The sequence below is a fragment of the Comamonas resistens genome, assembly GCF_030064165.1.
GTDB classification, from domain to species: Bacteria; Pseudomonadota; Gammaproteobacteria; order Burkholderiales; family Burkholderiaceae_C; genus Comamonas; species Comamonas resistens.
Window position 1 is genome coordinate 4,546,450 of record NZ_CP125947.1, and the last position, 14,144, is coordinate 4,560,593.

Sequence of the window (14,144 nt, forward strand, 5' to 3'; positions counted from 1 at the left end):
AAAACCGGGAAATTAGCGACCTCAAGGGCTCTGGAATGCAATGAGAAGGCTGAGGGCGCTCTTGGCGTCGAAGGCGCCTCAGTCGTGCTTGCCTGAAATCTGCCAGTTGGATTGTTCAGCCATTAATAGTTTTTTGCGTTTCCACACAGCCTCGACCCAGAGCAGCCATTGAGATTCAACAGCTTTGCACTGCCTTAGTAGAGATTGCCTGCGTGTTTGCGAAGGCCCGAGTCAAAGATCCCTGCGAATGAGTGCACCCTTGAATAGCACCGGGCCAGTTGGCCCCATCGAGCTGGGTACACCGCCTTTCGGCTCCAGACTAATGGCCAGGGCAGGGATTGCTTTCACATCAGTCTCTTGTGTCGTAAGCTGCTCAAGTTTTCCATCACCCATGACCCCCAGGGACCGTGGCGCGCCCTGCTGAGGCAAGGCCCACAATTGCAGAGACTTGTTGTCGGCCTCCTTGAAGCCGCTCACGCGCTGCAACACCAGTTGCTGGTGCCGGGGATCGAAGGTCACCAGGATGGACGCATCGGCCTTGCCATCGGCCAGCACCGCCACATATTGAATTTGGGGGGCCGCCTGCAATTCAGCCTGCGCCATCTGTAGTTGAGCCTGCAACGCAGACAATTTCTGCTGCGAGGTATCCCTGAGCCCTTGATGTGACCAAAGCCCCACAGAGATAGCCGCCACCGTAGCCAAGCCGCCTGCCAGTGCTAGTCCACGCCACCATGCGAGTGTCGGCCATGCCGACTTCGATGCGGCTTCACGCTGTCGGGCCAACTTGGCTTTAGCTGTTTCGGCCTGCAGCAGGTTGGCAATGCGTGTCCAGACCACCGCATCGGGCTGCACCGGAGTCTGGACTTCGGAGAAGGCCGACCAGCGACCTTGCCACAGCAAGGCTGCCGCACGCACCTGAGGATATTCGCGTGCCAGTTGCTCAAAGCGACGGCGCGCCCCTCCATGCAAAGTTCCCAGTGAATAGGAGGCAGCCAGGCGGTCAAGTAATTCAGGGTTTTGGGTCAGATTCATGATGTCGACTCCTGGCACTCAGACGTGGCGCGCCATGCATTTGCGCAACTGTTCCAAGCTTCGGCGCATCCAAGTCTTGACGGTGCCCAGCGGCAGCTTCAGGCTGCTGGCCAGTTCGCTATGACTTAAATCATTCAGATAGGCCAGGCTCACCACCTGGCGCTGTGGCTGCTCCAGCTTTTCCAGACACTGATGCAAGACCACGGCTTGTTCACTGGCCTCCGCCAATTGCATTGGTCCTTGCGCGTCCTTGTCCTGGGGCAACTCCTCAAAGTCCTCAATCGGTAAATTGAGATGCAGGCGCTCGGCTCTACGCCGGCGCAAAAAGTCCAGGGCCCGACTGCGCACTAGCATGCCCATCCAGGCCAGGGGCGGGCTGAGCGAGTCCCGGTAGGCCCCCGCACTGCGCCAGATTCCCAGAAAGCTCTCCTGCAGCACATCCTCGGCCCATTCCTTGTTTCCGAGTATGCGCAAAGCCAGTCCATACAGCCGCGAGGCGGTCTGGTCGTACAGCAGCTTGAGAGCAACCTCGTCCCGGGTTGCTACGCGGTCGATCAGGTCCATCAGTTGGTTGTCCGGTGTTTTGGCGCTCATGCAGCCATTTTGATCAGTAGGACCTGCTTCATGCTGTGCTGTTGGATAACTGCCAAGGCATGTTGCAGTTCCTGGTAATCACCTATACGCAGCAACCCAGCCACTGGATTTGGACAACGCGCGAAATGGCTGAAAAAAATTTTCAGAAACTTGAATCCACCGCGCCAAAGGATGCGTATTCCAAGTGTCGGACATCGCAATAGCCGACAGATCCCCACATCCAATTAGGAGTCATCATGAGCATCCATCTGTTTGAAGGCCATGTCTCGCCCATGGCCTCGCGTCGCGGATTTCTTGGCACCACCGGCACTTTGTCGGCCGTGGCGGTTGCCATGCTGGCAGGCAACGAGGCTCTGGCCCAAGGCATGGGCAATGATCCAGCCAAGGATGTATCCATCCTCAATGTGGCCCTGGGGCTGGAGCATGAGGCCATCAACGCCTACCAGTTGGGTGCTGGTAGCGGCCTGCTGCAAAAGCCCGTGCTGGATGTGGCCCTGCTGTTCCAGAGCCATCACAAGGCCCACCGTGACGCTCTGATTGCCACCATCCAGAAGATGGGCGGAAAGCCGGTGGCCGAGGCCTCGATGCAGACCTATGCCGACTCGCTCAGGGCCGCAACCCTCAAGAGTCAGGCCGATGTGCTCAATCTGGCCGCAAGACTGGAGCTTGGCGCGACCAATGCCTACCTGGGCGTCATTCCTGCTTTCGAAAACCGTGACCTGGCCAAGGTCGCAGGACGCCTGGCCGCCGATGAAACCATGCACTACACGGCCCTGATCTCGGCTCTCGGCCGCCCCTTGCCAAGCAATGCACTGTCGTTTGGTGGCTGACCTGGCGAAGCCCCGGGTACCGGGCAGTCACGCCCGGTGCATTTTTCATCTTATTTGAGGGAGTCATCATGACGCATCGACACACCCTTTCGCTGACCGCTTTGTGCCTATCCACGCTTGGCCTGAGCGCCTGCTCATCCATGGGCTCTCATTCCATGTTTTCACAAGCCGAGCTGCCCGCGTCCGTGCAAGTGCCTGCGGGACACAAAGTAGCGATGGAAACCGTGGGTGTCGGCCAGATCACCTATGAATGCCGGACCAAAAAAGATATGGCGGCCGAACATGAATGGGTGTTTGTCGGTCCAGACGCAAAGCTGCAAACGCGAAGCGGCACGGTCATCGGCAAATACTGGGGGCCGCCAGCAACTTGGGAGAATAATGACGGCTCCAAGGTCACAGCCACGCAGCTTGCCGTGGCTCCCGCCGGAGCGGGCAATATCCCCCTGCAACTGGTCAAAGCCAATCCTGCCACCGGCATGGGAGCTATGCAGGGGGTGACCTATATCCAGCGCGTGGCAACCAAGGGGGGCGTCGCGCCGAGCATGGCCTGCGGAGCCGGGAACATGGGCAGCAAGCAGATCGTGCAATACCAAGCCGACTATATTTTTTGGAAAGCGGTCTGACGTTAAGACTAGGAGCGCACCTTACCTGTCAGCGATTGGAAGGTGCGCTTTTTCTCGATGGAGTGCTCCCCGTATTTGAGGACAGGAACCCTCACGTAATTTAACGGGTTGCCATGCCCTTTCGGCGGAACTCGCGTGGCGAGTGATACCGCAGGGCGCTATGGGAATGGTGCTCGTTGTAGTGCTCGAAGGCGATGGCCAGGTTGCCAATGGCTGTGCGGGCATCGGGCTTGGACATGAAGTTCACATAGTCACGCTTCATAGTCCTGACGAACGACTCTGCCATCCCATTGCTCTGGGGACTACTCACTGGCGTGTTCACCGGCTCCAGGCCCACATCGCGGGCGAAACTGCGGGTCAACGCGGCCGTGTAGGCTGAACCATTGTCCGAGAGCCATTGGATGGGCCTATCTGGCAGTGCATTGCCGAAGCGCCGCTCCACGGCAGCCAGCATCACGTCGCGCACATCGTCACCCGTGTAGCCTTCTGTGGAGGCCACCCAGCTCATCGCCTCGCGGTCGCAGCAGTCCAGCGCAAACGTCGTGCGCACGGCCTCGCCGTTGTCACAGCGGAACTCGAAGCCGTCCGAACACCAGCGCTGGTTGCTTGCCTCCACCGAGACTCGCCCATGATGGCGGCGCTGTGCACGCACCGCAGGGGCTCGGCGTTGCAACAGCAAGCCGTGCGTGCGCATGACCCGGTAGACCCGCTTGTGGTTGACCGCAGGCAGCCCTTGGCAGGCCCGCTCGCGCCGTAGCAGCGCCCAGGCCCGGCGGTAGCCGTAGCTGGGCAGGTTCTCGATGGCCGAGCGCAGTTGCTCCACCAGGCCCAGATCATCGTTTTGGCGACGCTGGCGACCATCGGTCCAATCACTGCTGCGCAGCCGTCGCTTGACAGCCGCTGAGCGCGCCACGCCGAGAACATCACAGACCCGTTTCATTGGGTGTCCCCCGGCAGCAAGGGCGAGCGCGCAAGATAGTTTTTTGCGCGCCCCCACTCAACGGCCTCCTTGAGGATCTCGGCCTCCATGGTTTTCTTGCCCAGCAGGCGCTGCAACTCTCGGATCTGGCGCATGGCATCGGCCAACTGAGCCGCAGGCACCGTGCTCTCGCCCGCGGCCACCGGCATCAGCTCTCCCTGTTGGTGCAGCTTGCGCCACAGGAACAACTGGTTCGCGTTGACGCCGTGCTGACGGGCCACCAGCGACACGCTGTAGCCGGGTTCATAGCTTTGCTGGACCATCGCCAGCTTCTCCTGCGGCGACCAGCGGCGGCGCTTCTGTGGCCCCAGGACCTCTACGTTCGTTAGATTTTTAGGACTAGGCATAAATACAGTCACAAGACTACCTCTTAGGTTAAGAGGGTTTGCCTGTCCTCAGATCAATGGGGCCGCTCCACTCGATCACTCGATAACACACGCTCTCTTAGCATTTAACTGTCAGCTAATGGCCGGTAGACGACTGTCTCAGAATGACCCTAAGCGCTCATGCTGTCTCACCCACGGCCCACTTTATCTTGGGTAAGAGAGAACAGCTTTCCAAGTGTCAGTCTGTCGCCCCAAACATCCTCAAGACTGATGCCATACGTTTTCTTGACCATCGATGCAAAAGTCTCAAGCTCTAATGCATCTGGCATCCACTTGTATGAATACAGGTTGCGATATATCCCCAAAAAAGTATCCGCTGGCTCGAAAAGCAGTCGTTTCTTTTCCGGGAATCCAAATGCTTGCGTAAACATACTTAGAAAGGAGCGTATGTCCTTCTTCGCCGCATCAGGAAACGCACGATGCCATTTAACTCCTTGGCAACTACGACTCTGAAACGGCTCAGGCAATCTGCCTAGATTTCGTATCAGCCAAGCAACTGCAACGCCTATACATACCAAGCTGATAGATTTGGCTAAGACGAGCATGAGCGGTGGCTCCCTTCAACTCCAAATTTCTGGGGATTGCGCATCAGTATGCATGCGGCAATTCATCGAATCAAATGTGTGCTCCTGGCCGCAAACAACCCTCAATGCACATGCGCAATATCGGGGATCGCCGCCATCAGCTCCCGCGTATAGCCATGCTGCGGTGCATCCAGCACGGCAGCAGCCTCCCCTGTCTCCACTAGACGACCACGCTGCATCACGCCGATGTCGTCGCACATATGGCGGATCACGGCCAGGTTGTGGCTGATGAGCAGATACGTCAGGCCAAACTCGTCCTGCAGATCGCGCATCAGGTTCAGCACCTGGGCCTGCACCGACACATCGAGCGCCGATGTAGGTTCGTCGCAGATGATGAACTCCGGCTGGCTGGCCAGGGCCCGCGCCACGGCGATACGCTGGCGCTGACCGCCAGAGAACTGGTGCGGGTACTTTTTGGCATCGTCCGGCTTCATGCGCACGCGGCGCAACGCGTCCTGCACGCGCTCGGCGGTTTCTTCCTTGCCGTGAGCGATGCCCAGCACCTGCAGCGGCTCGGCAATCAGCGCCTCCACCGTCCAGCGCGGGTTCAGGCTGGCGTACGGGTCCTGAAAGATCATCTGAAAGCGCCTGCGCATGGCCACGCTCCGGGCCGCAGGACTCCATTTGTCCACGCCGTCGAACAAGATGCTGCCGCGCGTGGGCAGTGTCAGCCCCGCCACCATGCGCGCCACGGTGGACTTGCCCGAGCCTGACTCGCCCACCAGACCAAAGGTGCTGCCTTTGCGGATGGTGAACGACACCTCATCCACGGCCTTGAGGATTTTGTGCTCCTCGCGCGCCAGCAGCCGGGCCAGCCAGCCGCTGGACAGGTCGTAGTCCTTGCCCAGGCTCTTGACCTCCAAAAGCGCTCCAGCGCTTTCTACATCAGCGTCAGCAGCTATGGATTTCGGAGTCCATGGCACGGCAACAGCGACCGGCCCAGCGTCCACCTCGGGCACGGGCAGGCGTTGCACGCGCTGGTGCACGCTGGGGATGGCGGCCATCAGCACCTGGGTGTAGGGCTCGCGCGGCGCATCCAGCACCTGGCGTACGGGCCCGGTTTCCAGCACCCGGCCCTGGTACATGACCATCACGCGGTCGGCCGTCTCGGCGATCACGCCCATGTCGTGGGTGATGAGCATGGCAGCCGCGCCGCGCTCCTTGCAGACGCGGCGCAGCAGCGCAATGATCTGCGCCTGCACCGACACGTCTAGCGCCGTGGTGGGCTCGTCGGCAATGATCAGCTCGGGTTCTGCACACAGCGCCAGCGCAATCGCCACGCGCTGACGCATGCCGCCGGAAAACTGGTGCGGATACTGATCCAAACGCTTCCTGGCATGTGGAATTTCCACCTCCTCCAGCAGCGCCAGCGCGCGGGCCTCGGCCTCGCTCTCGCTGACCGGCAAATGGGCGCGTATGGTTTCCACCAGATGCCGGCCCACGGTGTAGACCGGGTTCAGGCTGGTCAGCGGGTCCTGGAAGATGGTGCCTATGCGCTTGCCGCGAATGCGGCGCAGGTCTTCGCCACGCAAGGTGTCGATGCGCTCGCCAAACAGCTCTACCGTGCCGCCGGAGATGCGGCCCGGCGGCTCGATCAGGCCGGTGACGGCCGAACCCGTCATGGATTTGCCCGCACCCGACTCACCCACCACGCCGAGGATTTCACCGCGCGCAATAGCGAAGGACACATCGTGCAGCACATGCACGGCTCCTTTGTAGGTATCGAAGGTGACGCTCAAATTGCGCACGCGCAAAACCGGGATGGCGAGCACATCACCGCCAGCCACGGGGTTCTTTGTGTCTGTAGTCATGTTCACTGCAGCTTGGGGTTGAGAGCGTCGCGCAGCCAGTCGCCCACAAGATTGACGGACAGGGCCAGCGCCAGCAGCACCAGCGAGGGGAACAGCAGAATCCACCACTCGCCCGAGAACAGAAAGCCCTGACCGATGCGAATCAGCGTGCCCAGCGAGGGCGAGGTGGGCGGCAGGCCCACGCCCAGATAGGACAGCGTGGATTCGGCCACGATGGCATGGGCAAAGCTGATGGTGGCAATCACCAGAATCGGCGCCAGCAGATTGGGCAGGATATGCCTGGCCAGAATTGCGGCCTGGCTGCGGCCTATCAGTTGCGCCGCCAGCACATAGTCCTTGTGCTTTTCCACCATCACCGCACCGCGCACGGTACGGGCGTATTGCACCCAGTCCGAAAGACCGATGGCCACGATGATCACGTACACGGCCATATCGTCGCGATAGCCCTCGGGCAGCAGGCCGCGCGCAATGCCGAAGATCAGCAGCGCCACCAGAATCACCGGGAACGTGAGCTGGATGTCGGCAATGCGCATCAGCAGCGTGTCGAACCAGCCGCCCGCGTAGCCGGCAAGCAGGCCCAGAGGCACGCCGATGATCAGCGACAACACCACGGCCGATACACCCACGAACACCGACATGCGCAGGCCATAAAGAATGGCGCTGAACACATCGCGACCCTGATCGTCCGCGCCCAGCGGGTAAAAGGCCTCGCCCATGCCCTGGCTCCAGGGGCGGGCGAAAGCATCCATCAAATCCAGATTGGCCGGATCGAACGGGTTCTGCCAGGCCAGCAGGGGCGCAAAGATGGTGGCCAGCACGATCAGCGCCAGCGTGCCGCAGGCCATTTGCACCAGCCGCGATTTGGCAAAGGCGCGCTTGACCGACGAGTCGCTGGCCTTCCAGCCGGAGGGAATATTTGCCTGTTCCACGAATTCAGTTCCTCAATATCTTTGCATGCACTGCGGCCGCAATCACTGACGCAGCTCAGACCCGTGACACCGCGCAAGAGCAGCGCCTCAGGGTGTGCCTTTTCTCAACCTGGGGTCCACCAGCACATACAAAAAGTCCACGAACAGATTGATCACCACGTACAAGAGCGCGATGAACATCAGATAGGCGGCAATCAGGGGTACGTCCACACCCTGAATGGACGAGATGAACAGCAGGCCCACGCCCGGCCACTGAAACACGGTTTCGGTGACGATGGCAAAGGCGATCAGCGAGCCGATCTGCAGACCCGCAATGGTGATAACGGGAATCAGCGTGTTGCGCAGCGCGTGGCCGAAGTACAGATCGCGCTCGCGCAGGCCGCGCGCACGGCCGAAGCGTATGTAGTCGGAGCGCAGCACCTCCAGCATCTCGGCCCGCACCAGCCGCATGATCAACGTCATGTTGTAAAAGCCCAGCGTGATGGCCGGCATGATCAGCGCCGCCAGGCCAGAGGTCGTCAGCAGGCCGGTTTCCCAGCCGCCGATCTTCACGGTCTCCCCCCTCCCGAACGAGGGCAGCCAGCGCAGCTCCACTGCAAACAGATAAATCAGGCCTATCCCTATCAAAAAGGTGGGCAGCGACACCCCCACCAGCGACACCGTCATGATGGCGCGGCTCAGGAACCCGTCACGCCGCAACGCGGTGTACACGCCCAGCGCCACGCCTATGGCCAGGGCGAACAAGGCAGCCGTCAGCGCCAGCTCCAGCGTGGCGGGCAGGCGCTCGGCAATGATGTCGGCCACGGGGCGCTTGAGCCGGTAGGAAATGCCCAGATCACCGTGCAGTACCTTGCCCGCATAGTGCAGGTACTGCAGCGGCACCGACTGGTTGAAGCCCAGCTCTTCGGTCAGCGCTTCGCGCTCCTGAACCGAGGCATCCTCGCCCAGCAGGCTGATGGTGGGGTCGCCAATATGGCGGAACACCATGAAGGAAATAAAGGAGACGGCCAGCAGTACCAGGACTGACTGGCCCAGCCTGCGCAGCAGATGAAGCAGCATGGGCTTTACTTCACGAACTTCACGTCTTTGAAGTGGATGGCATTGTCCGGGTGCACCGGCACATTGATCTTCCTGGCCGACGCGAAGTGGATCACCTGGTCATGCAGCGGAATGTAGAAACGCTCCTTCTGCACCACCTCCCAGATCTGCCTGATCGTGGCATCGCGCCTGGCCTTGTCGCTTTCGGAGGAGAGCGAAACAATCTTGTTGTCCAGATCGGCATTGCTGTAATGCGTGGCATTCTGCGCACCACGCCCTTCCTTGCCGCGCGTGGCGACCAGGAAGTCGAAGATATAGGCCGAGTCATAGGTGGGCACGCCCCAGCCGTACAGGTAGAAATCGCTTTCCGCCTTGACCAGCGCCACGCTGTGCTGGGCAATGGGTCTGGCCGCCACTTCGGTCTTGATACCCACGCGGCCCAGGAAACCGGCCACGGCCGTGCCGATGGCCTCATCGTTCACATAGCGGTCGTTGGGCGTGTTCAGCGTCACGGTGAAGCCGTTGGGGTAGCCGGCTTCGGCCAGCAAGGCCTTGGCCTTGGCCACATCGGCCTTGGGATAGGTGGCCATGGCCTTCTCATAGCCGTTGACAAAAGACGGCGCCATGATGCCTGAGGGATTGGACAGGCCGCGCATCACCGAGCGCCTGATGGCATCGCGGTCGATAGCCAGCTCCACCGCCTGGCGCACCTTGGGATCGGCAAACGGGTTCTTGCCCTTCACATTGCTGCTTTTGAGCTCGGGCGCGCCCACGTTCAGGCCCAGAAAGATGGAACGGTTTTCCGGCCCTTCGTTGATGCGCAGCTTGCTGTCCTGCTTCAGACGCGCCACGTCCTGCGCGGGAATGTCCTGGGCAAAGTCCACCTCGCCCGACAGCAGCGCGGCCACGCGCGTGGCTGGCGACTTGATGGGCAGATAGACCAGCTCGGTCACCTCCAGCGGCGTCGATCCCTTGCCCCAGTAATTGGGGTTGAGCTTCATTACCGTCCTGGAATCGACTTCACGGCTGGCCAGCACATAAGGGCCTGTGCCGTTCTCGGCACGCGTGGCACCGTTTTCGGTCTTGGTGCCGGCATCCTGCGTCTCGGCCGCGCCATTGGCCCTGGCCCACTTCTCGCTCATGATGAAGATATTGGTCAGGTTGTTGGGGAAGATCAGATTGGGCCCCTTGGTCTTCACCTGCACCGTGAGATCGTCCACGACCTTGATGTCCTCCACCGAGGCCAGCAGCGACTTGACCTGGGCGTTCGGCCCCTTGGCCCGGTTCAGCGAGAACACCACATCCTTGGCGGTGAAAGGCGTGCCGTCATGGAACTTCACGTCGGGGCGCAGCTTGAACTCCCAGACGCTGGGGTCACCGGGCAGCATCTTCCAGGACAGGGCCAGCGTGGGCACGAGCTTGCCGTCGGCAGAGCGGTTGACCAGGGTCTCGTACATCTGGTGCATCAGCACGAAGTTGGTGCCGACATTGAACACATGGGGGTCCAGCGTGGTCACATCGGACGAGCGCGCCCAGCGCACGGTTTCGGCCTGGGCCAGGCCCGCAGATGCCAGCAGGCCAGCCGCGAGCAGCGCGTGGGCCAGGGTCTTGAAAGTCATGAAGTTCTCCCGATGGTTATCAACAGCTTTGACCACAGCCGTGGCAAGCACAGTTTTAAAACTACTTATAGATATTAAAAATAAATTTCATATAACTCAAATAACTTTTCAGAGAATGCATATGGCGCTGAAAACCCGATTCGGGCCATTGACAGACAGACTTTTGACGCACCGCCACACTAGGCCGACAAAGCTCGTCGCGCCGCTGCGGCCTCCGTATTGCTGCAAAAAACAGCGAAATGGTCCAAGTGTTCGAAGATTCGGCAAAACCTCCAGGTTTTCCCCGGTGCAAAGCCCGCAACTGCAAACATGGGCAAAGACATACTTTGTTTGCAAGACAATGACTGCCTAAGAACAACTCACGCTGTACGCGCCTTAGCCATGCATGCCACGCGCATCATTGCCATCCGACATGGAGAGACAACCTGGAATGTCGACGGCCGCATCCAGGGCCATCTGGATATTCCTTTGAACGACACCGGTCTGTGGCAGGCCGAGCAGGCTGCCCGCGCCCTGGCCGAGGAAAGCATTGCCGCCATCTACAGCAGCGATCTGCTGCGCGCCCATGTCACGGCCCAGGCCATTGCCCGCAGCTCGGGCGCGCCGCTGTACGCCGATGCAGGCCTGCGCGAACGCTGCTTCGGCGACTTTCAGGGCCGCACCTTCAAGGATGTGGAAGCCAGCCAGCCCGAAGACGCCCAGCTCTGGCGCACCCGCAACCCGTCCTATGCCCCGCCCGGCGGCGGCGATTCGCTGCTGGCGCTGCGCGAGCGCATCTCCAGCACCGTGGACCGCATTGCCAGCCAGCATGAGGGCGAACAGATCGTGCTGGTCGCCCATGGCGGCGTGATGGATGTGCTCTACCGCATGGCCACGCGCCAGGACTTTCAGGCGCCACGCACCTGGGAGCTGACCAATGCCGCCATCAATCGCCTGCTGTGGACACCCGATGGCCTGTCTTTGGTAGGCTGGGCCGATACCGCACACCTTCAGCAAGGCAGCCGAGATGAAACACATTCCTGAACATTTGCAAGCCCTGGTCGGACAGGCCGTCAAACGCATAGACACCCCCGCCCTGGTCATAGACCTCGACGCCATGGACCGCAACATGGAACGCATGGCGCGCTTTGCCCGGCAGCATGGGGTGCTGTGGCGCCCTCATGCCAAGCTGCACAAGAGCGCGCATATCGCCCACCTGCTGGAGCAGGCCGGTGCCTGCGGCCACTGCGTGCAAAAAGTCAGCGAGGCCGAGGCCCTGGCGGAAGGCGGCGTGACCCATATCTTCATCAGCAATGAAGTCATTGCACCGCTCAAGCTGGCACGCGTGGCAGCCCTGGCCAAGGCCTTGAGCGCGGAGGGTGGCCGTCTGGCCATTGCCGTGGACTGCGAAGAAGGCATCACACGCCTGGCCCAGGCCATGCAGGCTGCCCAGGCGGGCAATGCCGCCATCGACGTGCTGGTGGAAATCGACGTCGGCCAGAACCGCTGCGGCGTGGAGCCCGGCGAGGCTGCCGTGGTGCTGGCCCGCGCCATTCAAGCCCAGCCAGCCCTGCACTTTGCGGGCCTGCAGGCCTATCACGGCGGTGCCCAGCATCTGCGCACCGCCCAGGAGCGCAAGGCCGCCATCGAGCAGGTGCTCAGGCTGGTCAACCGCACGCGCCACGAATTCGACCGCGCCGGCATTGAAATCCCGCTGATCACCGGCGCGGGCACCGGCACCATGGTCAACGAGGCCGCCAGCGGCGTCTATGGCGAAATCCAGCCCGGCTCCTTCCTCTTCATGGACGCCGACTACGCCGCCAATCAGCACGACGCGGCCCAGCCCGTTTTCGAGCATGCGCTCTACGTCAAGACCCAGGTCATGTCGCTCAGCCGCCAGCACGCCGTCTGCGATGCGGGCCACAAGGCCCATGCGATCGACTCGGGCCTGCCCCGGCTGCATGCGCTGGCGCCCGAGCAAGCGCTGCGCTTTGCCAATGGAGGCGATGAGCACGGCGTGCTGCACCCCGACATCCAGGCCGGCAACACCAGCGGCTGGCTGCCCGCGCTGGGCGATACGCTGTGGCTGATTCCCGGCCACTGCGACCCCACGGTCAATCTGCACGACTATCTGATCGGCGTACGCGGCGGCCGGCTCAAGGGCGTGGTCGAGCGCATCTTCACCGTGGACGGTCGTGGTGCGCTGACCTGATCAGGACTTATTCCATTTCTAAATCATCCGATTACTTTGTCGGCTTCGCTCGCCGTGCTGCAGCACTGTCTTCGCTTCGCCTTCGCGTACTCGAATGATTGATAAACGGACTTACGCAAACAAGCCGGGCCGCCGAGGCGGATGCGCAAGAGACATGCCCCTAGGACAAACATCTTGCCTGAGCCTGACTTGCGTAAGTCGTACCGATTCAATCCCAGCAGACGGACAGCACCGCGTAACCGGCCGAAGGCTCAGGCGCGTTGCAGGGCTTGCCATAGGGCCAGCCCTCGATGACGCCATCGGCTTCCAGTCCGTCCATCCACTGCTCCGCCTCGGTGGCGCTGGCCGTGGTGTAGATATGCACGTTCTCTGCGGGCGGAAAGCCCTCGGCAAACAACGGATCGTCCCAGTCGTAGTGCAGTCCGACCAGCACACGCTCCACATCGGGACGCCGGGCGATCTGCGCAAAACGCGCATGCAGCTCGGCCATGGGCGGGCGGCCATAGCCCCATTGATTGGGTGCCAGCGATTCCTCGTCGGTATTGCCGTCAAAGAACAACGCATAGTCCACCGCCGGAGGCGGGTCGCAGTCCTGCAACGCAGGATCGGCCAGCAAGGCCTTGAGTTCAGCAAGCATGAAATCTCCTCGATCGGAGATACAGCTTAGCGCAGCACTCTCAAACTCATAGTAGGCAGCGCATGCTGACACTGGTTTTCAATATCAAGCAGCAATGAATCTCTGGTATGCAGAGCGCCAGCAGCTATGCAATCAGGAGTATTCCGGCCACCAGCCGTCGGCCCGGCGCTCCATGCGCGGGCAGTCGTAGGCCGCGACCACGGGGATGGCAGAACCATCGGCGCGGCGCAGTCTGGTCTGCCACTGCGTGCCCTGGCGCATGGCCACGGCGATGGCCACCACCTCGGCGCCGCAGCGCTCCAGCAGCTTGAGACCGGACACCATGGTGGTGCCGCTGCTGACCGCATCGTCCACCACCAGCACACGCTTGCCAGTGATCAGGTTTAGCTGGTTCGGGTCGATATAGAGCAGCTTGCCCTTGCCCGGCGTGGTGATGGAGCTGACGGGCTCGGAGAGCTCGTCGCGGTACCAGTATTTGCGCGAATAGCCCAACGGTACATAGCGGCTGTGCCCCAGGTGGCGCGCCACCAGCGGCGCAAAGGCCAGGCCCAGCGTGGGCAGACCCACGATCACGTCGAACGCGTGCGCGCGTGCGCCCTCGGCCATATGCAGGGCCAGTTGCTCCACCACGGCGATGGAGGCCTGGTTGGCAATCAGCGACGCCACGCAGCGGTCGGGTGCAGAACCGTCAGCCGTAGGCATGCCGCGCAGCGGCAGCAGCAGATAGCGGCCGTCGGGCAGTCTGGCCGGGTAGCTCTTCGCATAGGGCGGCAGCGGCGACTGGCTCAGCTCGGCCTCGGTGACGGTGGCTTGCCAGTAGTCGGTCGTGGCATCAAAGCCGGGCAGGTTCTGGCCGCAAAGATCGGCCACGGATGCAATTTCACTCATACA

The 14,144-nt window shown here is 61.4% G+C and carries 14 protein-coding genes; 4 read left to right on the forward strand and 10 right to left on the reverse strand.

Translation table 11 applies throughout. From position 1 onward, the window contains the following. Positions 1 to 231: 231 nt before the first annotated feature. Together QMY55_RS21145 and QMY55_RS21150 are read right to left on the reverse strand one after the other, a co-directional pair. Positions 232 to 1,032, reverse strand: coding sequence for an anti-sigma factor (locus QMY55_RS21145; RefSeq protein WP_283486072.1), 801 nt, complete (start codon positions 1,030 to 1,032; stop codon positions 232 to 234). A gap of 18 nt (positions 1,033 to 1,050) precedes the next feature. Further along, on the reverse strand, positions 1,051 to 1,626 hold the full coding sequence (locus tag QMY55_RS21150; RefSeq protein WP_283486073.1) for an RNA polymerase sigma factor: 576 nt from the start codon (positions 1,624 to 1,626) through the stop codon (positions 1,051 to 1,053). A 236-nt stretch (positions 1,627 to 1,862) separates the two neighbouring features. Between QMY55_RS21150 and QMY55_RS21155 the strand changes: the two genes are divergently transcribed. Continuing rightward, a complete protein-coding gene (locus tag QMY55_RS21155) occupies positions 1,863 to 2,456 on the forward strand; it encodes a ferritin-like domain-containing protein (protein WP_283486074.1) in 594 nt (197 codons plus the stop codon). Positions 2,457 to 2,524: 68 nt separating this feature from the next. Continuing rightward, the gene (locus QMY55_RS21160; RefSeq protein ID WP_283486075.1) at positions 2,525 to 3,079 is read left to right on the forward strand and encodes a DUF3455 domain-containing protein; all 555 of its coding nucleotides are present in this window, start codon (positions 2,525 to 2,527) and stop codon (positions 3,077 to 3,079) included. A 100-nt stretch (positions 3,080 to 3,179) separates the two neighbouring features. Here the strand turns inward: QMY55_RS21160 and QMY55_RS21165 are convergent. The 6 genes from QMY55_RS21165 to QMY55_RS21190 form a co-directional block, all read right to left on the reverse strand. Beyond that, positions 3,180 to 4,405 (reverse strand): IS3 family transposase gene (locus QMY55_RS21165; RefSeq protein WP_283486076.1). Its coding sequence is split into 2 segments (ribosomal slippage): positions 3,180 to 4,066 and positions 4,066 to 4,405, totalling 1,227 coding nucleotides; the frame shifts between segments, so codons are not numbered across the junction. 167 nt (positions 4,406 to 4,572) lie between these two features. Continuing rightward, on the reverse strand, positions 4,573 to 4,989 hold the full coding sequence (locus QMY55_RS21170) for a hypothetical protein (protein ID WP_283486077.1): 417 nt from the start codon (positions 4,987 to 4,989) through the stop codon (positions 4,573 to 4,575). A 101-nt stretch (positions 4,990 to 5,090) separates the two neighbouring features. Continuing rightward, on the reverse strand, positions 5,091 to 6,839 hold the full coding sequence (locus tag QMY55_RS21175; protein WP_283486078.1) for an ABC transporter ATP-binding protein: 1,749 nt from the start codon (positions 6,837 to 6,839) through the stop codon (positions 5,091 to 5,093). A gap of 2 nt (positions 6,840 to 6,841) precedes the next feature. After that, on the reverse strand, positions 6,842 to 7,768 hold the full coding sequence (locus QMY55_RS21180) for an ABC transporter permease (RefSeq protein ID WP_283486079.1): 927 nt from the start codon (positions 7,766 to 7,768) through the stop codon (positions 6,842 to 6,844). An 87-nt stretch (positions 7,769 to 7,855) separates the two neighbouring features. Further along, entirely contained in the window at positions 7,856 to 8,827 is a 972-nt protein-coding gene (locus tag QMY55_RS21185) for an ABC transporter permease (protein WP_283486080.1), read from the reverse strand. 5 nt (positions 8,828 to 8,832) lie between these two features. Beyond that, the gene (locus QMY55_RS21190) at positions 8,833 to 10,425 is read right to left on the reverse strand and encodes an ABC transporter substrate-binding protein (RefSeq protein ID WP_283486081.1); all 1,593 of its coding nucleotides are present in this window, start codon (positions 10,423 to 10,425) and stop codon (positions 8,833 to 8,835) included. Positions 10,426 to 10,806: 381 nt separating this feature from the next. Here QMY55_RS21190 and QMY55_RS21195 point away from each other — a divergent pair, with 381 nt between their 5' ends. Next, entirely contained in the window at positions 10,807 to 11,448 is a 642-nt protein-coding gene (locus QMY55_RS21195; RefSeq protein WP_283486082.1) for a histidine phosphatase family protein, read from the forward strand. After that, positions 11,432 to 12,616 (forward strand): DSD1 family PLP-dependent enzyme, encoded by a 1,185-nt coding sequence (locus tag QMY55_RS21200; RefSeq protein ID WP_283486083.1) that lies wholly within the window; start codon positions 11,432 to 11,434, stop codon positions 12,614 to 12,616. The genes QMY55_RS21195 and QMY55_RS21200 overlap by 17 nt, the downstream gene beginning before the upstream one ends. 208 nt (positions 12,617 to 12,824) lie before the next feature. Here QMY55_RS21200 and QMY55_RS21205 read toward each other — a convergent pair whose 3' ends face one another. After that, complete coding sequence (locus tag QMY55_RS21205) at positions 12,825 to 13,253, reverse strand: hypothetical protein (protein ID WP_283486084.1); 429 nt, start codon at positions 13,251 to 13,253, stop codon at positions 12,825 to 12,827. Between the two features lie 132 nt (positions 13,254 to 13,385). Continuing rightward, positions 13,386 to 14,141, reverse strand: a complete 756-nt coding sequence (locus tag QMY55_RS21210) for a phosphoribosyltransferase (RefSeq protein WP_283486085.1) — start codon at positions 14,139 to 14,141, stop codon at positions 13,386 to 13,388. Between the last annotated feature and the right edge of the window lie 3 nt (positions 14,142 to 14,144).

Bases quoted from the DNA above. Each gene is read 5' to 3' on its own strand.
- QMY55_RS21210 (WP_283486085.1), bottom strand. From the start codon at position 14,141: ATGAGTGAAATTGCATCCGTGGCCGATCTTTGCGGCCAGAACCTGCCC.
- QMY55_RS21185 (WP_283486080.1), bottom strand. From the start codon at position 8,827: ATGCTGCTTCATCTGCTGCGCAGGCTGGGCCAGTCAGTCCTGGTACTG.
- QMY55_RS21195 (WP_283486082.1), top strand. From the start codon at position 10,807: ATGCATGCCACGCGCATCATTGCCATCCGACATGGAGAGACAACCTGG.
- QMY55_RS21175 (WP_283486078.1), bottom strand. From the start codon at position 6,839: ATGACTACAGACACAAAGAACCCCGTGGCTGGCGGTGATGTGCTCGCC.
- QMY55_RS21150 (WP_283486073.1), bottom strand. From the start codon at position 1,626: ATGAGCGCCAAAACACCGGACAACCAACTGATGGACCTGATCGACCGC.
- QMY55_RS21145 (WP_283486072.1), bottom strand. From the start codon at position 1,032: ATGAATCTGACCCAAAACCCTGAATTACTTGACCGCCTGGCTGCCTCC.
- QMY55_RS21205 (WP_283486084.1), bottom strand. From the start codon at position 13,253: ATGCTTGCTGAACTCAAGGCCTTGCTGGCCGATCCTGCGTTGCAGGAC.
- QMY55_RS21155 (WP_283486074.1), top strand. From the start codon at position 1,863: ATGAGCATCCATCTGTTTGAAGGCCATGTCTCGCCCATGGCCTCGCGT.
- QMY55_RS21190 (WP_283486081.1), bottom strand. From the start codon at position 10,425: ATGACTTTCAAGACCCTGGCCCACGCGCTGCTCGCGGCTGGCCTGCTG.
- QMY55_RS21160 (WP_283486075.1), top strand. From the start codon at position 2,525: ATGACGCATCGACACACCCTTTCGCTGACCGCTTTGTGCCTATCCACG.
- QMY55_RS21170 (WP_283486077.1), bottom strand. From the start codon at position 4,989: ATGCTCGTCTTAGCCAAATCTATCAGCTTGGTATGTATAGGCGTTGCA.
- QMY55_RS21200 (WP_283486083.1), top strand. From the start codon at position 11,432: ATGAAACACATTCCTGAACATTTGCAAGCCCTGGTCGGACAGGCCGTC.